At 50.8% G+C, this 26107-nt stretch carries 25 protein-coding genes; 7 read left to right on the forward strand and 18 right to left on the reverse strand.

Annotated features, from left to right (window positions below):
- The first annotated feature begins 39 nt into the window (after positions 1-39).
- Genes BN4314_RS00615 through BN4314_RS00635 form a run of 5 tightly spaced genes read left to right on the forward strand, consistent with a single transcriptional unit; the run spans position 40 to position 6294 of the window.
- Positions 40-1746 (forward strand): ABC transporter ATP-binding protein, encoded by a 1707-nt coding sequence (locus BN4314_RS00615; protein ID WP_148424823.1) that lies wholly within the window; start codon positions 40-42, stop codon positions 1744-1746.
- Complete coding sequence (locus BN4314_RS00620; RefSeq protein WP_198145535.1) at positions 1728-3482, forward strand: ABC transporter ATP-binding protein; 1755 nt, start codon at positions 1728-1730, stop codon at positions 3480-3482. Before BN4314_RS00615 ends, BN4314_RS00620 begins: the two co-directional genes overlap by 19 nt.
- Before the next feature lie 10 nt (positions 3483-3492).
- Complete coding sequence (locus tag BN4314_RS00625; RefSeq protein WP_021626015.1) at positions 3493-4083, forward strand: MptD family putative ECF transporter S component; 591 nt, start codon at positions 3493-3495, stop codon at positions 4081-4083.
- Complete coding sequence (locus BN4314_RS00630; RefSeq protein WP_021626014.1) at positions 4083-4805, forward strand: energy-coupling factor transporter transmembrane component T; 723 nt, start codon at positions 4083-4085, stop codon at positions 4803-4805. Before BN4314_RS00625 ends, BN4314_RS00630 begins: the two co-directional genes overlap by 1 nt.
- A gap of 1 nt (position 4806) precedes the next feature.
- Positions 4807-6294: an ABC transporter ATP-binding protein gene (locus BN4314_RS00635; protein WP_035097801.1), complete on the forward strand. Its 1488-nt coding sequence runs from the start codon at positions 4807-4809 to the stop codon at positions 6292-6294.
- Between the two features lie 85 nt (positions 6295-6379).
- Here the strand turns inward: BN4314_RS00635 and murG are convergent, their stop codons facing one another.
- From murG to BN4314_RS00685, 10 genes are all read right to left on the reverse strand, one after another.
- On the reverse strand, positions 6380-7504 hold the full coding sequence (gene murG, locus BN4314_RS00640) for an undecaprenyldiphospho-muramoylpentapeptide beta-N-acetylglucosaminyltransferase (protein ID WP_021734848.1): 1125 nt from the start codon (positions 7502-7504) through the stop codon (positions 6380-6382).
- Positions 7494-9053, reverse strand: a complete 1560-nt coding sequence (locus BN4314_RS00645) for an FtsW/RodA/SpoVE family cell cycle protein (protein ID WP_021735046.1) — start codon at positions 9051-9053, stop codon at positions 7494-7496. Before BN4314_RS00645 ends, murG begins: the two co-directional genes overlap by 11 nt.
- Positions 9046-10467, reverse strand: a complete 1422-nt coding sequence (gene murD, locus BN4314_RS00650; RefSeq protein WP_021734960.1) for a UDP-N-acetylmuramoyl-L-alanine--D-glutamate ligase — start codon at positions 10465-10467, stop codon at positions 9046-9048. Before murD ends, BN4314_RS00645 begins: the two co-directional genes overlap by 8 nt.
- A 75-nt stretch (positions 10468-10542) precedes the next feature.
- Positions 10543-11574 (reverse strand): phospho-N-acetylmuramoyl-pentapeptide-transferase, encoded by a 1032-nt coding sequence (gene mraY / locus BN4314_RS00655; protein WP_021734938.1) that lies wholly within the window; start codon positions 11572-11574, stop codon positions 10543-10545.
- Entirely contained in the window at positions 11574-13034 is a 1461-nt protein-coding gene (locus BN4314_RS00660) for a UDP-N-acetylmuramoyl-tripeptide--D-alanyl-D-alanine ligase (RefSeq protein ID WP_021734796.1), read from the reverse strand. Before BN4314_RS00660 ends, mraY begins: the two co-directional genes overlap by 1 nt.
- Before the next feature lie 14 nt (positions 13035-13048).
- Positions 13049-14836 (reverse strand): peptidoglycan D,D-transpeptidase FtsI family protein, encoded by a 1788-nt coding sequence (locus BN4314_RS00665; RefSeq protein WP_148424824.1) that lies wholly within the window; start codon positions 14834-14836, stop codon positions 13049-13051.
- 1 nt (position 14837) lies between these two features.
- Complete coding sequence (locus BN4314_RS00670; protein WP_068539226.1) at positions 14838-15311, reverse strand: FtsB/FtsL family cell division protein; 474 nt, start codon at positions 15309-15311, stop codon at positions 14838-14840.
- A gap of 179 nt (positions 15312-15490) precedes the next feature.
- Complete coding sequence (rsmH, locus tag BN4314_RS00675; RefSeq protein WP_021734951.1) at positions 15491-16450, reverse strand: 16S rRNA (cytosine(1402)-N(4))-methyltransferase RsmH; 960 nt, start codon at positions 16448-16450, stop codon at positions 15491-15493.
- Between the two features lie 39 nt (positions 16451-16489).
- Entirely contained in the window at positions 16490-16921 is a 432-nt protein-coding gene (locus tag BN4314_RS00680; RefSeq protein WP_068539228.1) for a division/cell wall cluster transcriptional repressor MraZ, read from the reverse strand.
- 388 nt (positions 16922-17309) lie between these two features.
- Positions 17310-18290 (reverse strand): site-specific tyrosine recombinase, encoded by a 981-nt coding sequence (locus BN4314_RS00685; protein WP_068539231.1) that lies wholly within the window; start codon positions 18288-18290, stop codon positions 17310-17312.
- A 181-nt stretch (positions 18291-18471) separates the two neighbouring features.
- Here BN4314_RS00685 and BN4314_RS00690 point away from each other — a divergent pair, with 181 nt between their 5' ends.
- On the forward strand, positions 18472-19287 hold the full coding sequence (locus BN4314_RS00690) for a tRNA threonylcarbamoyladenosine dehydratase (protein WP_068539233.1): 816 nt from the start codon (positions 18472-18474) through the stop codon (positions 19285-19287).
- 132 nt (positions 19288-19419) lie between these two features.
- Here the strand turns inward: BN4314_RS00690 and BN4314_RS00695 are convergent, their stop codons facing one another.
- Both BN4314_RS00695 and BN4314_RS00700 read right to left on the reverse strand, forming a co-directional pair.
- Positions 19420-19707: a TMEM199/VMA12 family protein gene (locus BN4314_RS00695; protein WP_021734918.1), complete on the reverse strand. Its 288-nt coding sequence runs from the start codon at positions 19705-19707 to the stop codon at positions 19420-19422.
- 83 nt (positions 19708-19790) lie between these two features.
- Positions 19791-20372 (reverse strand): TlpA family protein disulfide reductase, encoded by a 582-nt coding sequence (locus BN4314_RS00700; RefSeq protein WP_068539235.1) that lies wholly within the window; start codon positions 20370-20372, stop codon positions 19791-19793.
- Positions 20373-20581: 209 nt separating this feature from the next.
- On the opposite strand from BN4314_RS00700, the gene BN4314_RS00705 reads away from it, so the two are divergent.
- Positions 20582-21379 (forward strand): TatD family hydrolase, encoded by a 798-nt coding sequence (locus BN4314_RS00705; protein WP_187369518.1) that lies wholly within the window; start codon positions 20582-20584, stop codon positions 21377-21379.
- Here the strand turns inward: BN4314_RS00705 and BN4314_RS00710 are convergent.
- The 6 genes from BN4314_RS00710 to BN4314_RS00735 all read right to left on the reverse strand — a co-directional run bounded on the left by BN4314_RS00710 (position 21376) and on the right by BN4314_RS00735 (position 26044).
- On the reverse strand, positions 21376-23007 hold the full coding sequence (locus tag BN4314_RS00710; RefSeq protein WP_068539237.1) for a DNA repair protein RecN: 1632 nt from the start codon (positions 23005-23007) through the stop codon (positions 21376-21378). The two genes, BN4314_RS00705 and BN4314_RS00710, sit on opposite strands and share 4 nt — an antisense overlap.
- 2 nt (positions 23008-23009) lie before the next feature.
- A complete protein-coding gene (locus tag BN4314_RS00715; protein WP_068539239.1) occupies positions 23010-23864 on the reverse strand; it encodes an NAD(+)/NADH kinase in 855 nt (284 codons plus the stop codon).
- Positions 23865-24036: 172 nt separating this feature from the next.
- Positions 24037-24771: a TlyA family RNA methyltransferase gene (locus BN4314_RS00720; RefSeq protein ID WP_068539241.1), complete on the reverse strand. Its 735-nt coding sequence runs from the start codon at positions 24769-24771 to the stop codon at positions 24037-24039.
- Positions 24772-24776: 5 nt separating this feature from the next.
- Entirely contained in the window at positions 24777-25061 is a 285-nt protein-coding gene (locus BN4314_RS00725) for a hypothetical protein (RefSeq protein WP_068539242.1), read from the reverse strand.
- The gene (gene nusB, locus BN4314_RS00730; protein WP_068539244.1) at positions 25061-25669 is read right to left on the reverse strand and encodes a transcription antitermination factor NusB; all 609 of its coding nucleotides are present in this window, start codon (positions 25667-25669) and stop codon (positions 25061-25063) included. The genes BN4314_RS00725 and nusB overlap by 1 nt, the downstream gene beginning before the upstream one ends.
- Positions 25670-25675: 6 nt before the next feature.
- Entirely contained in the window at positions 25676-26044 is a 369-nt protein-coding gene (locus BN4314_RS00735; protein WP_021735011.1) for an Asp23/Gls24 family envelope stress response protein, read from the reverse strand.
- Positions 26045-26107 lie beyond the last annotated feature (63 nt).

Raw genomic sequence — 26107 nt, forward strand, 5'->3', positions numbered from 1 at the left:
AAGAGAGGTGATTCAGTGTTTAAAAAAGTCCGACCATACATGGAAGGATACATGGGCTACACATACAAGGCAGTGGCGTGCGTCTGCATCGCCATCGTGTTGGGCGTCGTCCCATACTTCTTCCTGTATCAAATCCTTGTTCCACTAATCGCAGGACAATCGCTGGAAATGGGATACGTGCTGCTAATAGTGACGTGTACAGCGGTGTGTCTGGCGGGCAACGCGGTACTGTATGTGAAAGGCCTTGAATATTCCCATATCTGTGCCTATAACACGTTGAAGAATATCCGCACCATCCTGCAGCAAAAGCTGGAGATGCAGCCGCTTGGCACCATTCGTGAACTAGGCAACGGACGCATCAAAAAGATGTTCACCGATGACATCGAAACCATCGAGATCTTGCTTGCGCACGCCATTCCCGAAGGCATCGGAAACTTGCTCGTACCAGTTATTGTGATTTTAGCCATGTTCTTCGTGGACTGGAAACTTGCCCTGCTATGCATCGCCTCCCTGCCGTTGGGCCTGCTGGCCATGGGCATGATGTACAAGGCGGGCATGAGTCGCATGGACGCCTACTACGGCTCAGCAGCAAAGATGAACAACACCATCATCGAGTACATCAACGGCATGGAGGTCGTAAAGATCTTCAACCGCGACGGCGAAAGCTATAAGCGCTTTAAGACCGACATCACGAGCTACCGCGACTTCACGCTGGCGTGGTACAAGGTCTGCTGGCCCTGGATGGCGCTCTATTCCAGCATCATCCCTTGTGTGGCACTGTTCACGATTCCCGTCGGTGCTTGGTTTGTGTTACAGGGCTGGAGCACGCTGGCCAACCTCATCCTAGTTGTGTGCATGTCGTTTGCAGTGGGGTCACCACTGCTGAAGGCCATGAGCTTCGGCGGTAAGTTCCCGCAACTCAACTACAAGATCGACGAGCTGGAGAAGCTCATTGAGCATCCTGCGCTCAAGCAATCCGAGCGCAGCTTTGAGGGCGCAAACCACGATATCCGTTTCGAGAATGTGCACTTCACCTACAAGGATACCGAGGTCATCCATGGCATCAACCTGGAACTGAATGAAGGCACCATGACAGCACTTGTAGGCGAGAGCGGCAGCGGGAAATCCACCCTGGCAAAGCTGCTGGTACACTTCTACGACCTTGACAGCGGACGCATCACACTGGGCGAGCAGGACCTAACCGACATGCGCATCGAGGCACTGAACGATCAGATCTCCTACGTTTCTCAGGAGCAGTTCCTGTTCAACACCAGTCTGTACGAGAACATCCTCATTGGCCGACCTGAGGCCAGCCGTGAGGAGGTGTTAGAAGCTGCCCGCCGTGCACAATGCGATGAGTTCCTTGCGCGTCTTTCCCAAGGAATCGACACGCCCGCAGGCGATGGTGGAAAGATGTTATCCGGCGGCGAGCGACAGCGCATCTCTCTCGCGCGGGCATTACTGAAGGATTCTCCGGTCATCGTGCTGGACGAGGCAACTGCATTCATCGACCCGGAAAACGAGGAGAAGATGAACGCCGCCATCTCCGAGATTATAAAGGGCAAGACAGTGTTGGTCATCGCCCACCGGTTGCACACCATTACAGGGGCAAACAAGATAGTTGTGCTAAAAGGCGGCACCATAGATGCGCAAGGCACGCACGAAGAGCTGCTGGACGCTTCGGAGGAATACCGACGCCTGTGGGCGGCTGCGCAGGAGAGCGCCGCATGGGAGGTAAGGGCATGATCGCATTCATCAGCAGAATCCTGAAGGTTGCGCAGGACTTGCGCAGGAGGATCTACGGGGCCGCCGTGTGCTCTTTCTTGAAGGCACTTCTGGGCAAAGCGCCCATCGTGGTTATGTTCTTCCTGATCATGGGCTTTTTAAATAACACCGTCACGAACATGAGCTGCCTCTGGGCGGGCATCGCGATCGTAACCTGCATCGCATTGCAGTGCATGTTCCAGAACATCGCTGACCGACTCCAATCCGCAGCTGGCTTCGAGATTTTCGCGGATATGCGCCTAAAGCTAGGTGAACACCTACGGAAGATGCCTATGGGCTTCTTCACGGAGGGCAACATCGGACGTATAAGCTCCGTTCTTTCCACTGATATGAACTTTATCGAAGAGAACCTGATGATGGTACTGGCCGACTTGATGAGTTACATCTTTTCCGCTGTCATTTTCATCCTGTTCCTGTTCGTCTTCGATTGGCGGCTAGGGTTGCTTGGCCTGCTCATCAGCAGCATCGTGTTTTGCATCGGTGAGGCTATGAAGAAGAATACGCTGATGCACTCCAACGAGCGCCAAGAAACAAGTCAGCAGCTCACCGAGGCTGTCATCGACTTCACTGAGGGCATGGGCATCATCAAGACCTACAACATGCTGGGTGAGAAGTCTAAGGAGTTAACGGAAAGCTTCCAAGCATCATGCGACAAGAACTTGAGCTTCGAATTCGATTTCGCGCCTTGGGCGAAAGCACTCAACCTTACCTGCGGGATTGGCAGCGCCACAATGCTCGGCGCCATGTGGCTGCTATACCAAAGAGAATCTCTATCGCTTGCTTTCTTCATCGGTATGCTGCTGTTTGTGTTCGAGCTGTTCAGGCCGCTCAAAGCCTTTTACGGGCAGGTAGCTCGGCTCACCGTGATGGACGCCTGCTTAGATCGCATTGAGGCAATATTTGCTGAACCAGAGCTTTCGGACAGCGGCAACAAGGCAATCCCAGCTAACGGCTCACCAGAAATCGAGTTTGAGGACGTCAGCTTTGCCTACGACAACAAAGATGTCCTTCACAAAATCAGTTTTGTAGCGCAACGTAACACCATGACGGCACTCGTCGGACCCTCTGGCGGCGGAAAATCAACCATCGCCAGCCTTCTCGCCCGCTTCTGGGACGTGCGAGAAGGCAGTATACGACTTCGCGGTAAGAACATCCGCGAGGTACCGCTTGCCCAGGTAATGGACAATATCAGCATGGTATTCCAGCGGGTCTACTTGTTCCAAGACACGATATATAACAACATCGCCATGGGTCGCACGGACGCCTCAAAAGAAGAAGTGTACACAGCTGCAAAGAAGGCTCGATGCTACGACTTTATCATGGCACTGCCACAAGGCTTCGACACAATGGTCGGCGAGGGCGGCATGTCACTTTCTGGCGGTGAGCAGCAGCGCATCTCCATTGCGCGTTGCATTCTCAAGGACGCCCCCATCATCGTCTTGGACGAGGCCACAGCCAGCGTAGACGCGGATAACGAGAGGTGCATCCAGGATGCAATATCTGAGCTCGTGAATAACAAGACTGTGCTGGTCATCGCTCACCGCCTACACACAATCGCTGGTGCTGACCAGATTCTGGTGGTGAACGACGGACAAATCGTCGAGCGCGGGGATCACGAGACGCTCATAACGCAAGGCGGCATCTACGCGGACATGGTCCAAAAAAGAGCTTCCATGCGTAGTTTCATGGACAAATAGGAGGAAAAACATGGAAGAAAACAACAAACTTGCCGTAAAGGACCTCATCAATATTGGCGTGTTCACCTCACTCTACTTCATGGTGTTTTTCGTCGTCAGCTTCATCGGGTATATCCCAATCCTGTTGGTTCTTCTTCCTGCCATCTGCCCCATCGTTGCGGGAATCCCGTATATGCTCTTCCTCACAAGGGCGAAGAAATTTGGCATGGTAACCATCATGGCACTTATCCTAGGCCTGCTGGAGCTGGTGATGGGACGACCTTGGCCGGTACTCTTCATCGCAATTGCTGCTGGATTGTGCGCCGACCTGATCCTTAAGGCTGGCCAATACAAGAGTGTGAAATCCTGTGTACTCTCTTCTGGCATTCTTTCCTTGTGGATGATAGGCATGGCGCTACCCTTGTTCTTCAGCTATCGCGACAACTACCTTGCCGGCCTTGTCAGTAGCTACGGTCAAGCCTACGTAGACACCCTTGCTAGCCTCACACCAGATTGGGCGTTGTTCGTATTGATCGCGCTGTGCTTTGTGGGCGGCATTATCGGCGGTCTTATGGGCTCAGCAGTACTGAAGAAGCACTTCAGGAAGGCGGGTATGGCCTGATGCAGGCTGAGTTAAGTACATTCCAAATCACTGGCGAGCGTTCGCTTCTGGATCCCAGGGTTGGACTGCTCGCCATTCTGACCGTAAGTTCCGTGATGATTGATGGCAGCATCGTCGGTATCGACTTCTGGCTGCGTCTAGTCTGTTGCATCCTGCCGCTGCTCGGGCTCTTGGCACTCCAACGTTGGCAGTTCGCTGCAGTTTACACAGCGCTCTATGTCTTCGCATTATTAATGGAGGGTGCAGCCTTCCGACTAACCAGCGGTGCACTCAACATGATTGTCATGATATTAGGTGGGCTTATCTCACGATTCCTTGCACCCATCGTGATGGGGTACTGTGTGATGCAGAGCACCACTGTTGCCGAGTTCATCGCCGCTATGGAACGTATGCGCATACCGTCTACAGTGACGATTCCCTTATCAGTGATGTTCCGTTTCTTTCCAACAATCGCCGAAGAGAATAGCGCCATCACCGATGCTATGCGGATGCGGCAGGTTACCGGTATGCATTCAGGTTTCGTGAAGCGCATAGAGTACGAACTAGTCCCCGTCATGATGAGTACCGTGCGTATCGCCGACGAGCTCTCGCAGGCAGCATTGACTAAGGGGCTCGGCGGCAGCGTGAGACGCACACACATCTGCGAGGTCGGCTTCCGCGCACGCGACTATATCCTGCTGACACTGCTCATAGCAGTACTAGTTCTGTTTGTGGTGACTTGACATGATCGAGTTCAAAGACGTCTATTATGCCTATCGTGTAACGGACTCGGACGGAAGCGTTCGGATGCGTTCGGCCCTGAAAGACGTGAGCCTGTCCATCCAAACTGGTGAGTTCGTTGTCCTCACTGGCAACTCGGGCTGTGGGAAAACAACTGCCTGTCGACTAGTCAACGGGCTCATTCCCCATTACTTCGAGGGAAATCTGAAAGGCGAGGTTCTGCTGGCGGGCAAAAACGTTACCGCACAGCCCCTCTACGAGACGGCCAAACGCGTGGGCAGCGTCTTCCAAAACCCTCGCAACCAGTTCTTCAATGTAGATACCACGAGTGAATTGGCCTTCGCCGCAGAAAACCAGGGACGAGACCCAAAGCAAATTAAACATAACATTGCTAATACAGCCGAGCTACTCGACCTAAAACCGCTGTTGAGACGGAATATGTTCGCACTGTCTGGCGGCGAGAAGCAGAAGATTGCCTGCGGTAGCGTAGCTGTAGCAGGCAGCGACGTAATTGTGCTGGACGAGCCGTCGTCCAACTTGGATATGGAGAGCATCAAGGCACTGCGAAAGACGCTCGCCCTATGGAAGGAGCAGGGCAAGACGGTCATCATTGCAGAGCACCGACTCTTCTTTTTGAAAGGACTTGCCGATCGTGTGCTAGTCTTCCGCGATGGAGAGATTATCCAGTCGCTGGACGCGGATGTATTCGCCGCGATGACCACTAGGGAATGTGCGGGGATGGGTCTTCGGACGACAGATCTAGGCTCTGTTTCCTTCCCCACCCGAAGCACGAGTAGAGCCCCCATGATAAGGCTCGAGGATGTCTGTTTCCATTACTCAGGCACACTCGGTATAGATATTCCGGACTTAGCATTCCCCCAAAGCCACATCACAGCCATAGTTGGACGGAACGGTGCCGGCAAGAGCACGCTGGCACGAACGCTTTGCGGGTTGAACAGACGAGCAAAAGGCACAGTGTTCCTAGACGGAAAAGAAATTCCCATTGGCAAGATGCTGTCTTTCTGCTACATGGTCATGCAAGACGTGAACCACCAGCTATTCACTGACAGTGTGCTGGAAGAAGTGTTAATCAGTGTGCCAGGGGCAATCCCAAAAGATCTGCGCGAGAAAAAGGCACACAAGGCGCTTCAACTCATGGATATGGAAGACCTTTCGGAGCAACATCCAATGGCACTCTCAGGTGGCCAGAAACAGCGCGTGGCCATTGCCAGCGCACTAGCCGCAGATGAGGAGATACTAATTTTCGACGAGCCTACAAGTGGATTCGACTACCGCCACATGCGCCAGACCGCTCAAGCACTGAAGATGCTTTGCAATCTTGGGAAGACAACTCTCATCATTACCCATGACCTGGAACTCATCGCATTGTGCGCTGACTATGTTGTGCAGATGGATGGAGGATACGCCACTGAAAGCTATTTCATAAACAACGAGACTGCCTCGCGAATAGCCTCGTTTTTTCTGAACTAGCTTGGAACATGGGGTTCGGAGTATACCTCAAGGTCAGAAGTGCATCTGACCTGTGTCAATCTATGCATCCGTGTGTCCAACGACCTTAACGACGAGCGGTGGCTACCACTTGGTCTGCCAAAGCTGCAGCAGCAGTGGCACCGCCAAGGCCTTGGGCAGCGTGGCGCATCTGGGCGCGAGCATCGGCATCCGCAAGTAACCCGATGAGCTCATCAGCAAAGCTCTGCTCATCAATAGCTTTGTCGGTATACATACGAGCTGCCCCCGCATCCACCAACAAATGCGCGTTGGTCTCCTGATGATTTTCTGTTGCAAAAGGATAAGGGACTAATACCGAAGGCACTGCAAGCGCTGCAATTTCTGCAATAGATGAAGCACCTGCGCGGGATACCACAAGATCGGCAGCTGCTAGTGCCCCTCCCATATCTTCTATGTACGGCAACAGTTGCCAGCGAGCCTTCTCCTCTGCTGTCAAATCCAAAGCAGCAAGTGTCTCGTCAAAGTCCTTAGCACCTGTCGAGTGGATGATGTAGAGCTTATCCTGTGCCAGTAGCTGTTTTTTAAGCTCGACAATACGATGATTGAGATGGCGAGCACCAAGACTACCGCCAAAGACTAAAAGCACGGTGGCATCCTCAGGGACACCAAACGTAGCACGGCCTGCAGCTCTACTCGCCTGAACCACGGCGCGACGCACAGGATTTCCCGTCAGTACCACTTGGGTCTGCTCGCCTGTTTTACCCGTAAAGGCAGAGCGCGCTGCAGAAAATGACAAGCAAAGACAAGACGCGTGTTTGGCACAGAGTTTATTGGCGAGCCCTGGCACAGAATTTTGCTCGTGAAGCACATATGGCACGCCCCGTGATGCGCACCAACGCAGCAAGGGCATTTCAACGTAAGCACCAAAGCCAACAGCAACATCAGGCATACCTTTGTCAGCCATAATCTTGCCTACTGCGCCCTGAGCCTTGTGCATATGCCAAACTGCACTCAAGGCAGTCCAAGGACGACTGCGATTAAAACCCGTTACACGAATGGGCACAAAATCAAAACCTGCAGCTGGTACCAGCTGGGCCTCCAGACGAGTTGATTGTCCAAAGAAAAGCACCTCATGACCGCGAGAAGCAAGTTCATCAGCAAGCGCTAGTGCAGGATTGATGTGACCTGCAGTACCGCCCGCAGCAATAGCAATCTTGAGCTTATCTCCCACGTCGATCACTCCTTCTCTCACGAGTCGAATTGTTACGTTTGGGACGGAGGCGATCTGCCGCATCTGGTCCCAAGTCTATTCTTCTGCGTCCATAGGCATCTTCGCTCATGCGAGCACGATTTAGCAAATCTGTACGATTAGCGCGTGGCTGAGTAGCTGAATTACTACTTCCACCTTCGTATACTTGAAACCGTGGACGAGCAGAGCTGGACGTGAGCGGCGTACTTTGTGTGAGCGGTGTACTTAACTGACGAGCCGAACGCGGTCGTGCTTCTCCAACCATGCCACTATCTTCATAGCTGTAAGCTGCGCGACCACGAGAGGCAAGCGAGAAATCTTCACGACGACGGTCAGACTCTGTCTCTTCTAAGCGTGAATGCAGAGCTACTGAGCTAACCACACCTACGGTCATCAATGTTGAAATAATTGAAGATCCACCGTAAGACAAAAAAGGCACGGGCTTGCCTGTCATGGGCATAATTGCTAAGACGCCACAGATATTAACAAAGAGCTGAATGACCATCATCGATACGCTACCTGCAGCAATAAGCCTGCCAGCAAGGTCAGGCGCATTGCGAGATATGCGCATACCTGCCCAAAAGATGACCGCAAACCCTGCAACCACACCCAAGGTGCCTACAAGACCACATTCTTCTCCTACTACAGCAAAAATAAAGTCGTTGTGAGCAAAGGGAAGATAGGAGTATTTTTGTCTACTTGCTCCAATGCCGACGCCAAAAATACCGCCAGCCGCAAAGGCATAAAAACCTTGGATAATCTGATATCCCGTATCCAGAGGATCGGACCAGGGATTCAAGACCGTAAGAATACGCTGACGCGAATAAGCATCTTTCATGGAATATGCAAAGAAAGCTACAAGGAGAGCGCCCGCAAGCATAACAAGGAACTTGCCTGGTACACCGCTTAGATAGGCCATAACCAAAAGCGTTGCTACACAAATCATCGTTGTACCCTTATCAGGCTGAATAAGGATGAGTGCCAAGGGTAGACCAATACCAACCACAGAGAGCCAAACAAATTTTTTAAAGGAAATAGAGTCGTCTTCAAAGTATGCGTGCGCAAGATTGGCCCCTGTGAGCACGATGACAATTTTTGCAAACTCGGACGGTTGAAATCTAAAACCAGCAATTGCAATCCAACGAGTAGCACCATAGGCATCAGAACCAGATGAGGTGAATTTCACAATAAGCAACAGTACTACGGTAATGACCCAAAGTGCTGACAGCAGCTTAACACCCCAAATATGGTAATCAACCTTTGCGAGAAAGACCAAAATCACCAGTCCAATAGCAGCATACTTAAGCTGGCGTGAAACAAAAAAAGTCGAATCATTATTAAAGTTTTTACTCGTGAGCGCCATAATGGACGAGGCAGAATAAATCATCACCAAGCCAAAAAGAAAAAGCGCCAAGGATGCTACCAAAAACAGCGTCAGAGGTCGTGCAAAACGCTCGGGACGTCCACTAATAGCACGCTCGATTCTTCCTCTTTGGCGCGAAGACACCTCACGCGCGGTGCTTCTATTCATGCTGCAGACCTCCTGCGGCAATGAGACGGGCTACAAGGTCTTTGAAGGCGCGCCCACGCTCTTCAAAACCAGAAAATTCATCAAAACTAGAGCAGGCAGGAGAGAGCAAGATGTACTGACCGTTATGAGCAAGTTCCCAAGCGGCATCCACAGCATCAGCAAGGTGTGCCACAGTCCTCAGGCTTAGCGCAGAGTTATTGCGCAGCTGCGCACCGATCGCCTTTGCAAAACGAGGCCCTGCTTCGCCAAAACAAACAACACCCGCACAGGTTTTGACTACAAGATGGCTCAGCTCATCAAGATCAGTGCCCTTGTCATGGCCACCAAGTAACAACACCAACGAGCCCGGCGCAAACGCTGCCAGCGCTTTTTCGGTAGCATCAACATTGGTGGCCTTGGAATCATTCACAAAGTGAATGCCCTTAAGTTCACCACAGGGTTCAATACGATGCTCAAGCGGATGGAAGCTTTTTAAGCAACGATTAACCGCTTCAACATCAATACCCAACTCAAGGGCTGCAGCCGCAGCCGCAAGTGCATCAGCAAGGTTGTGTTCACCTTTTATCTGCAATTCGTTGGCATGTACCAAGAGGTGCTCCGTACCGTCTAGGCGTACCACCAACTGCCCTGCTCGCACAAAAGCAGCACAGGGACTACCTGCATCATGTGCAGGATCAAGCAGACAAACCCGCAAATTGCGCGCCTGGAGACGCTCTGCAATAGCACAGCACCACATATCAGAATCAGAGATAAGAGCGAGATCTCCCGCCTCAAGGTTGGCAAAAATACGCTCTTTAGCAGCGGCGTAGTTTTCGATTGACTTATGCCAAGCGATATGATCAGGCGTCACATTCAGCAGCATTGCAACACGCGGATGCAACGTCTTGCAGCAGGCCAACTGAAAACTCGAAAGCTCTGCCACAAACCATTCATCGTCGGCGCGCCCCGTAAGTGCTTTGGTCGCAAGAAAGCCAATATTGCCAACCGACGTTGCCTTACGCTGACCTTCGTGCAAAATCGCAGTCGTCAAGCTCGTTGTGGTGGTCTTGCCATTGGTACCTGTAATAGCAATCCAATTACGTGGCGATTCACGCCAGGCAAACTCGGGCTCAGAAATTATCTCCTTGCTGCAGTTTTTTGCCGCCACAAAGAAAGGTGAGAATTCAGAAATACCAGGAGAAGCAATGCAGAGATCATAGCTGCCCTCCACAGCTTCGGAACCCAACACGCAATGAACACCTTGCGCCGTCAAAGCCTCACTTGTATCACCTTGAGTAGACCTTGCCCCACCATAGAGTGTGACGGACAAGACACGGCTGCCCAACAAAGCCGCACAATAACGCGCGACATACTCGCCAGTCATCCCCATTCCAAGGACGAGCACATGACCCAGAACAGTTTGGCTTTCTGTCATCTTGCAAGACTCCCCAGCAATTAGCAGACGCTTATAAGCGCGTCTCTTATAAGTTCATTTTGACTCTACTCTGCCCTAGCGAAGCTGGAAGTACAGAGCAAAGCCAAGAGCTGCAAAAGCAGCAGACACAATCCAAAAACGAATAACTACCTTAGTCTCCGACCAGCCCTTCTTTTCAAAATGGTGATGAAGAGGAGCCATCAAAAAGACACGCTTTCCCGTCAACTTAAAGGACGCAACCTGAATCATGACTGAAAGTGCCTCAACGATAAAAAGGCCTCCCATGACCAGCGAGCTCAATTCAGTCTTAGTAAGTACCGCAAGAGCTGCAAAAGCAGCGCCGAGACCTAAAGAACCGGTATCACCCATAAAAATCTGAGCAGGATAACAGTTATACCAAAGAAAACCAACGATAGCGCCAGCAAGAGACCCCGCAAAGACGGCCAGATTTGCTTCGTTATATGAAAAAGCAACCATCGCCATAATCAAAAAGACAACCATCGAACAGCCGCCAGCCAGACCATCCAGCCCATCGGTAAGGTTAACCGCATTGGATAGACCAGCCATAAGCAAAAATACAAAGATAAGGTAGAGCCAAGGGAAATGAATCCATTTCCCGAAAATCAAAAAATGAGACGTCACTACCCCTAAATCAACGGTAAAACCACCCGGAAATTCCACGGTAGGACGCACATAACAAAAATTCGTCGCAATGGTACAAAAACTTAGCGAAATCAGCGCTAACCCCAGCATCTTTTGACCCGGAGTCAAACCGAGGGAGCGTTTATGAGCCACAGACTCAATATCATCAAGCAGGCCCAAAGAGCCTGTAAGCAACGTTGCAATTACCGCAAGCCTAAGACCAGGCGTCCACTGTGCCTGGATAGCTGTCGCAACTAAGGCAGCAAGCAAAATAATAATACCGCCCATCGTTGGAGTACCCTGCTTGACAAGATGGGTGCCCGGACCGTCAGCACGAATTTGCTGTCCTAGTTGTTCGTGATGCATCAGCTTGATAAAGAACGGCATGAGCACTATAGAAACTGCTGCAGCAATAGCAGTCGCTAAAAAGATTCGATAGCTAGGATATGCAGGACTGCCAAACATTAGGCAAGTACTCCTTTCACAAACGCATCAAGGCCTGCCGAACGCGAGGCTTTCACCAAGACAAGGTCTTTGGCATTAAGGATAGGCTTGATAGTAGCAAGCGCGGATGCTGCATCAGCAAAAGACTCCATATGGTCATCAGAAAACCCCATAACGAGAGCCGCTTCGCGCATAAGGGCCGCATCTTTTGTACCAACCCACACAATCAGGTCAGGTTTTTTTGCCGCTGCATAACAGCCCACGTATTCATGAAGACGGGCAGATTCGTCGCCCATCTCCCCCATCTCACCTAATACTGCGATACGCCTGCCTGTGCAAGGAAGAGATGCAAGCACATCGAGGGCGGCTGCCATTGATGTTGGACTCGCATTGTAAGAGTCATCAATAAGACGGGGCTGCTCGCCACCGCCAACCACCTCAAGACGCATATGGGAGGCAGGCATATGCTCCATGGCAGAGCAGACCATATCTCTTTTGGCACCTAAGCGCTCGGCAATGGCCAAGGCAAGTAGATAATCAGAAACAACCGCAGCGCCAGGAAGTTCTAACTTGCTGTGGCGCATAGTGCCATCAGAAAAGCTCACATCAAACTCAGGACGCCCGAGCTCATCAAGGGCAATGGAGCCACAGCTCAAGCTGGTCTTCTCGCCTTCGCCAACATAACTCGTCTCAACTGCTGCCGGACGACAAAACTCTTTTTCGATGAAAGGAGCAAAATCATTGTCACTGGTCATAACCAAGCAAGAGTGAACCTCACCAATTGACAGCTGCTGCGGCACTGCGCTGAGCTGAAGGCCTTCGATAATTTCAGCTTTGGCGCGCGCAATATTTTCGCGGCTACCCAACAGGCCAATGTGACTCGTACCAACATTGGTAATCAATGCAACGCTTGGACGCGCTGCTTTGGTAAGACGCGAAAGCTCACCTTTGTGATTCATGCCCATCTCACAGATCACAACTTCATCGCTAGGATCAGCTGAAAGCAAGGTGAGAGGCAGGCCAATCAGATTATTAAAGTTACCTGCAGTAGCATGCGTCTTCCAACAAGCACCAAGACCAGCTGCAAGTAAGTCTTTGGTAGTAGTTTTACCTACCGAGCCTGTTACGCCTACGACCGCCCATTGGGGGTTGCGAAGGCGCCATGCCTCAGCTAGACGTAGCATAAATTCAGTAGGATCATCATCTGCAACACGCAGTAGAGCACAGGAGCTCCTCTGAGCTGCAGACACAAGCTCACAGCTCGGCTCACGGGTCAAAGCAATAGCAGCGGCTCCTGCTTTCACGGCAGACGCAGCAAAATCATTGCCATCGACACGCTCACCCGGAAAGCAAACAAAAAGCGTCCCCGCCGCTACGCGGCGCGAATCGGTTTCTACTGTTGTGACCTGCTTGTCCGTATCTCCACACACTATAGTTGCAGCAGTTGCAGCCGCAATATCTGCAACAGGTAAATCTAGCATCGGCACTCCTTGTGCTACGTATCACTCGCTGGTCTGACTCCCATGTCAGAAAGTGCTTCACTCATGATAGCCGAGAAAGCAGGTCCTGCTGCAGAGCCATGATATCCCGTTCCGTTCAGACCTACATAGACCAAAACTCGAGGGTCGCTCGCATTGGCAAAACCGATAAGAGAAGACACAAAGCTATCAGGCTTGTAGCCAGATCCGTCTTCGGTTACCTGCTGACCTGTACCCGTTTTTGCTGCAACATCATAACCCTCAACATCACCATTCATTGCCGTACCTTCATCGACAACGGTACGCATAATATCGCTCACCATGGCACAGGTCTTGGATGAGATAGATTTGCCACGACTCTTCCACTCCACCTCTTTGCCATCTTTAGTCTTGAGAAAATGAGGAGTATAGAGTGTACCGCCGTTGGCAACAGAGCCCACCGCTTCCACCATTTGCACCATCGGAATGGCAAGACCTTGGCCAAAGGCCATATTGCCTAAAGTAGAGCCATCGTATTGCTTCATGGTTTTAACAATGCCTTCGGTTTCACCAGGATAGTCAATACCAGTTTTATGACCAATATGGAAATCATCAACACCTTGCGAGAAGCGCTTGGGACCGATAACTTGCTGACCTATGAGAGCCATACCCGTATTGGATGAGCGACGCATTATCTCGCGAAGACTCATTGTCATGGTGTAGTCACGGCTATCGACATCGGTGACATAATTATCGCCTACTTTGACCTCAGCAGGTACCGTCCAAGTACTGGTGTCTTCCATTAACTTATTATCAATGCCAATAGCAGCGGTAAGAACTTTAAAAATCGAACCCGGCTCATATGAGCTCGTGACGGGACGCAAGGTATAGGCGGCAGATTCTGCTTCGGAAAGGTCCGTCAAATCTAGAAGGGGCGTCGAGCACGCAGCAAGTATTTCCCCCGTTGTCGGATCCGTCACCATGACCGAGCCAGAGTCTGCGGTATAAGTCTTTACTGCCTCGCTAATTTGTTCTTCGGCAACTCGCTGAATATTGATATCAAGACTAAGCATGATGTCGGCACCGTTTTTGGCAGGTGTAATCTCGGCAGTGGCACCCGCAATGGGCTCGCCATGCAGGCCGCGTTCCATAATCATCTCGCCATCGCTGCCGTGCAGAATGTCTTCATAGTAAAGTTCAAGGCCTGAAAGACCTTCCCCATCTACACCGACAACACCAAGCACCTGTCCCGCCACCCCTTTGTAGGGATAAACTCTTTTGGTGTCATCGAGAAAGTAAATACCGGTGATCTTGTTTTTTTCAAGTTCACTCTGAAGCTGTTTTGCAAGCTTGGTATCAACCTGACGATGCACATAAACAAAACTCGCATCTTGGCGCAGTTTGGGAATATAGTCCGACGACATGCCACCAAACACCTTTGCGAGAACACGAGCTGCTTTGCGTACATCAGATATTTCTTTAGGGTTAGCGTAGATAGTTTTGCAGTCTTCACTCACCGCAAGCACATTACCATTGCGATCATAGACAGTGCCGCGCTTGGCATGTAACGCAATGACATTGGTACGCTGCGCTTTGCCTGTGGCTGCAAGCTTGGGAGCATCAATCACTTGCAAAATAAGTAGACGCGCCGCAACAACAATGGCCACTGCTAAAAACCAGCGAAAGATAATGGCAAAGCCATAATCAGTCGCACCCTGACCTTGCGATCCATAGTGCTGGCGGCGCATTTCTTCACGATGGCGGCGAGCTTCATCATAAGAGGCTCCGGGTACATCCCCGAAGCCTCGACCCCTTGTGCGGGTCATCTTAAGACTCGACTTTGCTCGAGGCTTCAGAGACTGCACTACTTGTATCTGCGCTCTTGTGATCAAGCTTGATGGTATCCACATCACTGGCGTATACCATGCCGTAATTCTGAGTTGCAATCGCAATAATACGTTGGGAAGAAGACTCTACTGAACGTTCAATCTCAAGTTCAGCGTTTATGTTTTGCAAACTCTCAACCTTACTCCGCAAGCCTGAACTAGCCTGAAGTTCATGTACTGTTGCCACCGATAGAGCAACGCGAAATGCTCCAACGATAACAACGGCAAACACTACAAGGGCAACCATACGCACACGAGAGATGAAGGTAGAATCGACTCCCTGACGGGCACGAGCGTCGAGACCACCACCTTCGTAAACCTCGAAGGAGGGGGCAGCAACTGGAGAGCTGTAGGGACGCGCACTACGTGCTTGTGCGCCTTCGAGACGAAGTGCCTCGGCCCCCTCATAAATCATTGTTCTGCTTCCTATCTGAGAGCTTTAGCTCTCCCTCGTTTGTGTTGCGGTAGTACTTCATTGGTGCTGCGTTGGTGGTGCGTTTAAACTTCGTTTTGCGTCGTACTGTTGCGTCGTGCTCCATATATGCTGCGGTAGTGCAAATAACACTTTGCAAGACGACCCGAGGGTCGGAATTGCTATTTCGTGCCCTTCTCGTCGAGCTTGAGAGCGGCTCTAAGAAGCGCGCTTCTTGCTCGCGCGTTCTGGGCAACCTCCTCATCAGTAGCAATGAGGGGCTTGCGGGTCGTGACTTTGAGTATCGGCACGTAAGTCGAAATTGGAATGTCAGGCGGGGTGTTATCGTGTGAGTACTCAGCAAACACGTGCTTGACAATACGGTCCTCAAGTGAGTGATATGAAATCACACAAATGCGGCCACCAGGATTAGCCCAACGAACTGCCGCGCGCAGGCCCTGTTCGAGTGCATCCAGTTCATGATTCACCTCGATGCGTAGTGCTTGGAAGGTCTTACGCGCAGGATGTCCGCCACTGCGGCGCGCTGCTGCGGGAATTGCTGACTTGATAACATCTACCAGCTGAAGCGTCGTCTCAATGGGTGTCTGCTGTCTCCGTCTGCAAATCTCGTGAGCAATGCGTTTGGCAAAGCGTTCGTCCCCATATACGCGGAGGATCCGGGCGAGGTCGGATTCGTTTGTAGTGTTGATGACCTCTGCTGCGTTTTTTGGATTGTTTTCCGGATCCATGCGCATATCAAGTGGTGCGTCCTCGTGGTAGCTAAAGCCACGCTCGGGAACATCAAGTTGCGGAGAAGAAACTCCCAAGTCAAAAAGGAAACAATCTACTCCGGGAACTCCAGCTTTAAGCAGCAAACTATCCATCTCGTCAAAGTTACCCTTGAGAAAGATATGCTCAGCACCTGGCACCTCAGTATCAAAGCGCTCAGTTGCTGCAGCAAGTGCTGCATCATCCTGATCGATGCCAATTGAAAGTCCATCAGGTGCAATACGCTCGGCAAGCTTAACGCTATGCCCTGCTCCCCCAAGCGTACAATCACAAACCACATCCCCTGCTTTGGGGTCAAGCACAGCGAGGACTTCGTTTAGCATCACGGGTACGTGTCGATATTCTTCTGTCAAAACCTTCACTCCCTCAACGGCAAAACATAACACCTTGGATTAGCCAAAGAGATATGCTTCAAATTCCTCGTCCTCTGCATCCGCCTGCAACTGATCCCAACGTGTTGCATCCCAAATCTCGAAGTGATCGCCGTTACCAGCAATTACAACCTCGCGCTTTAGACCAAGGCGCTCGCGGTCCTGCTCGCTCGACTTACCCACGCTAATGCGGCCAGCAGCATCAATGTCAACCTCAACAGCATGGGAATTGAGCGCACGGGCACGACGGGCGTCAGCGCTTTTGGGATCGCTCGCATTGGGGCAGACACCGGTAACCCAGTTGACATAGCCCTCAGGAGTGAATCCGTACAATGCGCCCTGAACGGGAACGAGTTTGATTTTGCCATCAGGAAAATCGCGACGATAGTCAGCCTGGAGAGTCAGACGGCACTTGGAATCAAGGTTTGCACGCTTGGAACCAGTGAGATACATCTGAGCCTCCCTTCTAACTCGACGCCATTCTTCTCAACAACAAACACTCGTCCCAAAAAGGGCCGTGGCAATACTATAGAGGGAATATCCGACACTTTTTGACACAATTCGACATTTTTATGCCGAAAGCTAAAAAAGGACGCCGAACGGCAAAAATGTCGTCAAGAAATTGAGAATGAGCGTCGGTCACATCCTGCACTTTCTTAAAAAGAAAATACTTTCATTTTTTTAAACCACTATATGTAGTGGAAAGGGATTCTAATAACCACAAGAAATTCAATACAAAATTTATTTTTCTTAATGTGGAGATTTGATGGTGAACCGGTAATCGTTCTCACATTTAGTGCCCGGACACGAACTTCACACCATCAAACCTACCGCTCTAAAACTAGCGAACGTGCGCTCGAGGATGAGCCTCAAGATACACTTCACGCAGGTGAGTACGATCGACATGGGTATACAGCTGCGTCGTCGAAACCGACGCATGTCCTAATAACTCCTGCACAACGCGCAAGTCTGCACCGCCTTCCAACAAATGCGTTGCAAAGCTGTGACGCAAGGTATGCGGATGTAAACCATGCCGCTTGCCATCAGCACCTTCGGGAGTTGGAATGCCTGCGCGCTCCCCCGCCTGCGCTACTATCGAAAACACCGCCTGGCGCGTAATGCGTGTTCCTCTTGTAGAAAGAAAAAGGGCATCTCCACTACGACTACCTTCCAGCACGGGACGTCCGTCCTGCAAATAGCGCACAAGCGCACGTGCAGCTGCTCCCATAATGGGTACAACGCGTTCCTTTGAACCCTTGCCAAAGACGCGCAGCAGCTCCTCTTCGAGAAAGACGGTCCGCCGATTAAGTCCGCAGAGCTCGGATACACGCAAACCACAGCCATACAACAGCTCAATCATTGCTTTGTCACGCAGACCGCAGGCAACTCGTTTGCGGAAACGCAACGACTCTTCCTTCTCGCCCGGGCGTGGTGTTACCTCAAAGTTTTGCTCATCCAAAAGATGCGCCATGCGCGCGCGCGACACCACATCGGGGAGGTGAAGCGGGGACTTAGGCGCAGGTAGATCTGCTGTCGGCAAAGTTTCACAAATCTGATCAGCCACCATAAAGCGGTGAAAGCTACGGATGGCCGATACCGCTCGATCGATAGAACGTGCCGCATAGCCTTCATCTGAAAGCGTCGCAATATAGGTCGTTACATCTGCACGTTTAACAGCATCCGGAGCTGTGATGTTTTGCTTGGCAAGATAGTCAACATAACGCTGTAGGTCGCGGGCGTAGGAGTCGGTCGTATTAGACGAACTGCCGCGCTCGATAGTGAGATAACCCAAAAAATCCTCTCGCGCTTGATCAAGATTCATTGCTGGATTACTACCTCCCTACAAAGATCGTGGTTGCTTCTCGTATTTTTATGACAGCAAAATCTATCCGTTTGATACTGAGTATCCCGCTAAAGTATATATATTTATAGATAGCAGGTTGGTATTTCCTATTAAATGGTAGACGGCCTGCACCTGTCCAAATAGCGTATCGAGGATATACATGACCGCCATACCCACCAGCAAGCTTCTTAGCTCACAAAATAATAGTTCAGCACAAGACCGTCTGCTGCCTGTCTTTGGTGCAGAAGGCCTCGCAAAACTTAGCGGTGCCTGCGTCATGGTCATAGGACTCGGCGGCGTGGGCTCAAGCTGTGTGGAAGCGCTTGCACGCGGAGGAATTGGCCATCTTATTTTGGTAGACCGCGATGTCGTTGAACCCAGCAATATCAACCGTCAAGCACTTGCGTTTCATTCCACAATCGGCATGGCAAAAACCGATGCTATGCGCCGAATGGTGGCAGATATCAATCCTGACTGTGTCATTGAGACGCACCATCTTTTTGTCACGCGAGACAATTTAGCTGAACTTTTTGCACCCTATCTCGGCAAGCTTGATTATGTGATTGATGCAATTGATACCATTTCGCAAAAACTTGAACTGGCGCGCTTTGCACAGGAACTCGAACGTAAAGGGCGCAGTTTTCCTTTAGTAGCTTCGGCGGGTGCTGCCCATAAAGTCCGCCCTGAACTGCTGAAATTTGCTGATATTAGCAAAACACACACCTGCCCTCTGTGCAAAGACCTCCGCAAGCTCTGTCGAAAGCGCGGAGTGAAAAAACTTGAAGTACTCTTCTCCACCGAGCTACCGCTCAACCGTGTACAAGGTACAGCGACAGGTGAGCGAGGACCACTAGGCACAGCTTCCTTTATGCCACCTATCATGGGTCAGATGATTGCAGGACGGGTGATTTGTCGTATTGCTGGCATCAAGGGCGGACCTGATGCTGGAATCGGCGGCGCAGGTGCGGGTAAGTAGGCAGCATAGATACAGGTAATCAAGCAGAGCGTGCGAATGTTCCAACGCCACACAAGAGACCCACATCTATAGTTGAGATGTGGGTCTCATAAGTAATCTTAGATCTGAAGCATCTTCTGTGTGACACAAAAACTACTTACCGGAAAACATCAGGTAGATAAAAATATCAGCAAGTAGAATTAATATTCCTAACGCGAACAAGAGCTTTGCTGAACTAGAATCCCCGGTAGCGCTCTTTGCCCATGCATCCTCAAAAACAGAAACAACAAACAATACTCCCGCAACGAGTCCAAACATATTTGAACTCACAATGCCTCTCCATACCAATAGTCCTACTACGAAGAGAATAATGCTTGCTACAACAATGAATGTAGTCCCAGAGAAAAAAGGTCTCTTTTCGCTTGTAATCTTTGTACCCATGGCTTTAATCCTTACATCTTGGAGCATACCCATAGGGTGTATGCAGCACTTGCTGTGGCTGAATAAATCCCCGTAGGAGCTTCCTATTGGTTATTCTTCACATATTCGTCTAGTAGATGACCACAATCCTCCTCTCCTTGCGCAGAAGCAAGCAGATTTCCCTTATCATCAAGAACAATAAGAGCGGGTATATATTCCAGACCAATTTTATTGAAGCAATCCCCTTCCAAGTCAAGGTGAGTCGGGAATTTGGGTTTAGCTTTTTGTAATGACTCTAAAGACTCATCTTCTGAAATGCTGAAAAGATTCTTCTCAATAATTTTTTGATTACTAACCCATCGTTTTGATTTGACAAGGTTTTCACAATATGAACACCATGATGCCCAAAAGAACAGGAGATTCTCTTCACCTTTTTTCAAGTGGGAGTAATATGTATCGCTTCCTGTTAGTCTGAAATCTGGCATTTGTTTTATCGATAGGGCTTGGCTTTCATATCTATGATTATTTCCACCGCTCGAACCTGAACCTAAGTCATCTTTCTGCGCTGCATTATGTACAGCGCATCCGCTCTGGAAAAATATAAAAATACAAACGGTAAACACAATAAATAACAAGGACGGCATGCGAATTTTCATTTGCTTCGAATCGCGTTTAGAAAATTGCACAATAACCTCCTAATAAATAACTAAAAAATATTCAAAGTAAATCTAAATCCGCTTGTAAGAAAAGTATCTTGAGGGTAATACATATCCACATTTTCACTTAACTATTTCTTAGATAAACTACTCCCGTACTCCTCTTTTTTTCAAAGCAAAACAGGTTTAAGTTACGTGCTAGATTTAATTATATGCAGCCTAAGGGTGAAAGAGAGCATATGGATACACGTGGTCAAGCAGAACTCACGGATATGCCAGCGTTATATGACATGCACTGTCACCTAGATTTTTGTCGCGACGTTACGGGCACAGCACGTGAACTGGCAAAACGACAGGTTGCAGGCGGACTTTGCTGCATGGTAACGCCCGAGGTTTATGATGAGGTCGCAGCGGAGCTTGCTGGAGACCAGTGGCTCGTCGGCGTTGGTTTGCATCCCTGGTGGATTGAACGCGCAGGCGAAGCTGGAGTTGCCACCACCTGTGATCTGCTTGCCCAAGGGCCCTGTCTTGTAGGAGAAATAGGGCTTGACTTTGGAACGGCGCACCTCCCGAGCAAAGATGCGCAGCTTGCAGCTCTCAGACGCATTGCAAACACTATCCAGCCCGGATCAATCCTGTCGCTGCATGGCATAAAATCCGTGGATGCAATTTTGAATATCTTGGACGATGCTGGAGTGCTTGCAAGCTGCATATGTATCATGCACTGGTTTTCTGCAAGCAGTCCTGAGCTCACACGAGCCGTACGCACAGGTTGCCTTTTTTCTATAGGCAAACTTATGCTCGCATCCAAACGCGGACGCGAATATGCACGCCAGTTACCCGCCGAGCGCCTGTTACTTGAAACTGATTTTCCCCCTCAAAACAATGCGACAGATGCAATAGTTGTCGCGCAGAGCATGTCTGATGCGCTACATCAAGCGCTCGTGCAGCTGGCACATATTCGTAAGGTGGAACCTACTCTTTTGGCAGAGCACATTTCCAAGCGTAGCCAGCAGCTCATCGCTACGCTGCGCTAGCACACTGCTTCCTCAAGCATTTCGCGGGCATGCGCAAGGGATGCTGCTGTTTCATCGCCCGAAAGCATACGAGCAATTTCATGAACGCGCGCTTCGCCCGTGATGTGTTCGATGGTTGTCTCGGGCAGCGAACCGTCGGATTTGGACACCAAATAATGACGTGTCGCAAGGACTGCCACTTGTGGGAGGTGAGTTACAACAATTACCTGATGGCTTTTACCCAAGCGTCCAAGCATCTGCGCCAACGCTACAGCGGTAGTACCGCCAACACCAGCATCCACCTCATCAAAGACGAGTGTATCGCTCGCGTCTGTCTCACCTTGTACCACCTTGATGGCAAGCATTACGCGGCTTACCTCACCACCCGAGGCAATACGCCTAAGGGGTCGCGCACTAAGACCTGCAGCAGGACGATACATCAATGTCACTCGGCTAGGTCCCTCGCTACTCCACTGCGAACGCGGCAAGCGTTCTACGGCCAACTCTATTGAGGCACTGCCCATCTGTAAAAAGGCCATCTGCTCGCTCACTTCTCGAGCAAAGCGAGGCGCTGCTTCCTGGCGCAAGGCATCAAGCGTGTCTGCCTTTTGGACAAGGGTGGCCTCAGCTGCTGCCAACGCCGCCTCCGCTCTGCGTAAAGTTTCTCCCTCATCAGCTGCTGCCGCCACAATACGTGACGCACGCGCGCGACGTTCAAGCACGTCTTGTATACCAGGACCATAACTGCGCATGAGTCCACGCAGATTTGCCATGCGACTTTGCATTTGATCAAGCTCGCCAGGATTAAAGTCCACCGAATCGCGATAATCACGCAGCTCGCGCGACACATCCTCAATTTCGATAAGCGCGCTTTCAAGCGTGTCTGCGAGCTGGGCGAGTTGCTTGTCATAGCGCGCAGCTTCACGCAGATTTGCTATGGCATCAGAAAGCTGATCTTCTGCAGCATTATCGCCCGTCAGCACACGATGAGCCGTCAAAGCGGCACCCATCAATGCTTCAGCATGCTCAAAGCGCGGCAACTGTTCTTCAAGCTCTTCGTATTCACCCTCGTGAGGATCAACTGCATTAATGCGATTCAGAGTAAACTGCGCTTCATCTAAGCGCTCAGCTGCATTGCGCCCATCTTCACGCACGCGCTCAAGCTCGCGCGATGCTGCACGTGCAGATGCTAAGGCCTCACCATATGCATCCCGAGCTTCTTGTGCTGTGTTTCCAATCCAGCCATCAAGCATTGCAGCGTGACTTGCCTGACTAATCAGCCGTTGATGCTCATGCTGGCCACACAAATCAATCGAACTGCCCACTTGCTCGGCAAGCTCACGCACCGAAGCCATCTGCCCATCGATATCTACACGGCCCCGGCCTCCAGCCTCAACGCGCCGGCGCACAATCATGCCATCAGGATCGCCTCCGGCAAGAAAAAGACGTGCTTCTACAACAAGAGCATCTGAACCTTCACGTACTGCTCCCGCATCGGCACGCTCACCCATCAGCAACTTTATTGAAGAAAGCAGAGCAGACTTGCCGGTACCCGTCTCACCAGTCAGTACTGTCAGACCTGTTGCAGCAGGGCTGATTGTTGCATCTTTTATTAGCGCTACATTTTGTGCACGCAGCTCATCAATCATGTTTATTGCCCTGCTTTGCCATAAAAGACGCGTGAAACCGACTCGTAAAAACTCCTTAAACTATGGTCAAGAAGAATGATATCCGAAGGACCGCGCCGCACGGTTGCTTTGATGCCACGATGTTTACCATCACCAATGGGCTGACCATCGGCATAAAAGAGGCGGTCTGCGTTGCGTTCGTCACTGATAGCAATCTCAACAACATCAGACGGCGAGGTAAGAAATGCACGTGCCATCAACGTATGAGGAGCCACTGGTACACAAACCATGCCTTTGAACTCGGGCGTTACGATGGGACCACCCGCCGCAAGCGCGTAACCTGTTGAACCCGTCGCTGTTGAAACGACAAAGCCATCGCCACGTAGGCGATCAATATGATGACCAGAAACTGATACATCAAAGACAATCATGTCACCATGTGCGCCATGCGTGAGCGACATATCATTAAGCGCAAAGTGATGTTCCACGTATGCCGAGCCATTCTCCTGCTCAAACTCGACTTCAATATCGAGCGTTGCACGTTTGGAAGCGTGCAGTTCTCCTGCTAGGGCTGCTTCCACCAACTGCAACATCTCACCTGGTTCACCACACGTAAGAAAACCCAGATGACCATAGGAAATACCCATGATAGGAATCTCCTGGTAGCCTACAAGACGCGCCGCACGCAAAAGCGTGCCATCACCCCCCAACGAAACGACAAGGTTTACATCTTCTGTATCAGCTGGCGCATTGGGAAAGAGTTTTTTGTCAGGAGCCCATGCGACCTCAACGTTTTGCTCTTCCAGCCACTCAGCGAGTTGACGAGCACCCTGCACTGCGGCTTCCCGTGAGTAATTGGGGACAAAAAGAACTTTCACATTGGCTCCATTCAACGCAGCATTGGCAACAAGCAAGTAGTGCGCTCTCGCCTTTACCGTTCTGCGAAAACATTTCAACGTATCTGCAGTGTATCACCCTCCGGCTCTTCCGCATCCCGCGCCTGACCCTCTTTCGCAAAAGTGTCTTTTGATCTACTTGTCATGCGAGATGCTAGCAGCCACAGGTGCCGTAAAGAAGATATTCGATATTGCCTTTACGCCCCGTAATGGGACTTTCACAGCTTCCCTGTACACAAAGGCCCGCTTGGCTAAAGGCGTCAGAAATTTTTTGCACAGCAGCGAGACGAACGGTGGAGTCCCGGACAATGCCACCTTCGCCTACGTCCTCACGCGGCGCCTCAAACTGTGGCTTTACCAAGGTCAAAAAAGCAGCAGTAGGCTTAAGCAGCGCCATCACGGCAGGCAAAATTGTCTCGACAGAGGTAAAGGACACATCACATACAGCAAGGTCAATGGTGGAGCAACGCTCAGGAGTCGCCACATCCACGATATTGGTACCCTCAAGCAGAATCACACGCGGATCATTGCGCAAGGCCCAAGAAAACTCAGCGCGGCCTACATCCACCGCAAGCACCGTTTTTGCACCATGCTGCAATAAACAATCAGTAAAACCACCTGTAGAACAGCCCACATCAAGACAAGCAAGCCCGGTAGGGTCAACACCAAAATAAGCCAGACCATGTTCCAGCTTGAGACCACCGCGTGACACATAAGAAAGCGCTCCGCGTACATGCAAATAAATACCTGGTTTAACTTGGTCTCCAGGGTGCTCTAGACGTTTATGAGAAGTAGAGACACGTCCCTCAAGTACCGCTGCAGCAGCTTCGACTTGACTTGAAAAAAAGCCCTGTTCTACCAATTCAAGATCGAGACGCCTATGTGCCATGAGCGCTAATCCTGCAAAGAAGAGCTCTGCTCAACTGAGGCGTCAACAGGAGAAGAACTGTCTTCTGTAGCCTGAGCCGCCTCTTCCTGGAGTCGCGCTTCTTCTGTAGGAGATAACTCAGTCACATCAACCATCTCGACTGCTGCCGAACCCAAGGCAATTGCCTCATCAAATAAGTCAAGCGAACGCTCGAGGGAAGTATCCTTATCGCGCACAGATCCAATAATTCCATCAAGACGATCGCAAATCTGGTCAAAACTACGGTACTGGGAAATATCGGGGTTGGCCATTAAAGCTCTCCTCCGCTGGTAACTACATCCCTATCGGTACCCTCACAGCCCTCAACGTCCGTCTGAGCATCCATAGCATCTGCATCCCCGACTTCATTAGCTGAAACTTCACTCTCCCAGCCAAAGCCCGATGCAGACGAGGCTTTACGCGACGTGAGCTCTGCACGTGACAACTCAACAGGATCTTCTCCTGCTTCAAGCTGGTCGGCAACACGGCCCAAAATACCATTTACAAAACGCGGAGTCTCATCGGTGCCATATGCTTTTGCCAGCTCAACGCATTCGTCAATGGCAACAGCAATATCGACTTCCTTAACGTAGAGCATTTCATAGATAGCAATACGCAGCAAGTTACGGTCAACGAGCGGCATGCGCTCAACAGGCCAAGCTGCAGAACGCGCAGAAATAATGGTATCAAGCTCGCGCAGAGAATCCTCAACGCCCAAAGCTAGCTCACGACCAAAATCATCCAAGGGCCCCTTCTCAAGACAAGGTCCCTGAGTGAGGACATCCTCAACACTACGATCACGCAACTCAGCTTGGAAAAGCAACTGCAGCGCTTGAGAGCGGGCGAGGCTTCGTCCGACAAAAGATCTATCTTTTAGCACGAGAGGCTACTCCTTGGGAAAGACAATGCTATCAATGCACACATCCACAGCGTCAACCTGAACGCCCATCTGCTCTTGGACTGCCAGCTCAACAGCCTCACGTACAGAAGCAGCCAGCTGGGTGAACGGATAGCCATACAAAACCGTGAGATGCACCGTGGCATGCAGCTTTCCATCAACAACCTCAGCATCCACTGGGTCATTTTCAGGCATAGCAGAACCCGTAGCAAAGAAGGACGACACCAAATTGGAAGCGGTGGCCTTCTGACCCACAGAAGCAACGCCTTCGACCTTCTCGGCCGCAGCTGCCACAATGGATGACACGACCGTGCGCGAGATGCCGATACCTTCGATGTTCAGCTCTGAGCTAGACATGTGAGACCCTTTCGGACGCGCCGCGGACAAGCCGCCTACGGCTGTGAACAAACAATCTACATG

Origin of the sequence: Olegusella massiliensis (assembly GCF_900078545.1) — a bacterium.
GTDB lineage: Bacteria > Actinomycetota > Coriobacteriia > Coriobacteriales > Atopobiaceae > Olegusella > Olegusella massiliensis.

Coding starts and splice junctions, on each gene's coding strand:
- BN4314_RS00665 (WP_148424824.1), bottom strand. CDS start 14,836: ATGACCCGCACAAGGGGTCGAGGCTTCGGGGATGTACCCGGAGCCTCT.
- BN4314_RS00620 (WP_198145535.1), top strand. CDS start 1,728: ATGGGAGGTAAGGGCATGATCGCATTCATCAGCAGAATCCTGAAGGTT.
- BN4314_RS00625 (WP_021626015.1), top strand. CDS start 3,493: ATGGAAGAAAACAACAAACTTGCCGTAAAGGACCTCATCAATATTGGC.
- BN4314_RS00660 (WP_021734796.1), bottom strand. CDS start 13,034: ATGCTAGATTTACCTGTTGCAGATATTGCGGCTGCAACTGCTGCAACT.
- BN4314_RS00670 (WP_068539226.1), bottom strand. CDS start 15,311: ATGATTTATGAGGGGGCCGAGGCACTTCGTCTCGAAGGCGCACAAGCA.
- BN4314_RS00725 (WP_068539242.1), bottom strand. CDS start 25,061: ATGGCCAACCCCGATATTTCCCAGTACCGTAGTTTTGACCAGATTTGC.
- BN4314_RS00710 (WP_068539237.1), bottom strand. CDS start 23,007: ATGATTGATGAGCTGCGTGCACAAAATGTAGCGCTAATAAAAGATGCA.
- BN4314_RS00720 (WP_068539241.1), bottom strand. CDS start 24,771: ATGGCACATAGGCGTCTCGATCTTGAATTGGTAGAACAGGGCTTTTTT.
- BN4314_RS00695 (WP_021734918.1), bottom strand. CDS start 19,707: ATGGGTACAAAGATTACAAGCGAAAAGAGACCTTTTTTCTCTGGGACT.
- BN4314_RS00615 (WP_148424823.1), top strand. CDS start 40: ATGGAAGGATACATGGGCTACACATACAAGGCAGTGGCGTGCGTCTGC.
- BN4314_RS00690 (WP_068539233.1), top strand. CDS start 18,472: ATGACCGCCATACCCACCAGCAAGCTTCTTAGCTCACAAAATAATAGT.
- BN4314_RS00635 (WP_035097801.1), top strand. CDS start 4,807: ATGATCGAGTTCAAAGACGTCTATTATGCCTATCGTGTAACGGACTCG.
- BN4314_RS00680 (WP_068539228.1), bottom strand. CDS start 16,921: ATGTATCTCACTGGTTCCAAGCGTGCAAACCTTGATTCCAAGTGCCGT.
- BN4314_RS00645 (WP_021735046.1), bottom strand. CDS start 9,053: ATGAATAGAAGCACCGCGCGTGAGGTGTCTTCGCGCCAAAGAGGAAGA.
- mraY (WP_021734938.1), bottom strand. CDS start 11,574: ATGTTTGGCAGTCCTGCATATCCTAGCTATCGAATCTTTTTAGCGACT.
- BN4314_RS00685 (WP_068539231.1), bottom strand. CDS start 18,290: ATGAATCTTGATCAAGCGCGAGAGGATTTTTTGGGTTATCTCACTATC.
- BN4314_RS00630 (WP_021626014.1), top strand. CDS start 4,083: ATGCAGGCTGAGTTAAGTACATTCCAAATCACTGGCGAGCGTTCGCTT.
- BN4314_RS00735 (WP_021735011.1), bottom strand. CDS start 26,044: ATGTCTAGCTCAGAGCTGAACATCGAAGGTATCGGCATCTCGCGCACG.
- BN4314_RS00705 (WP_187369518.1), top strand. CDS start 20,582: ATGGATACACGTGGTCAAGCAGAACTCACGGATATGCCAGCGTTATAT.
- murD (WP_021734960.1), bottom strand. CDS start 10,467: ATGACAGAAAGCCAAACTGTTCTGGGTCATGTGCTCGTCCTTGGAATG.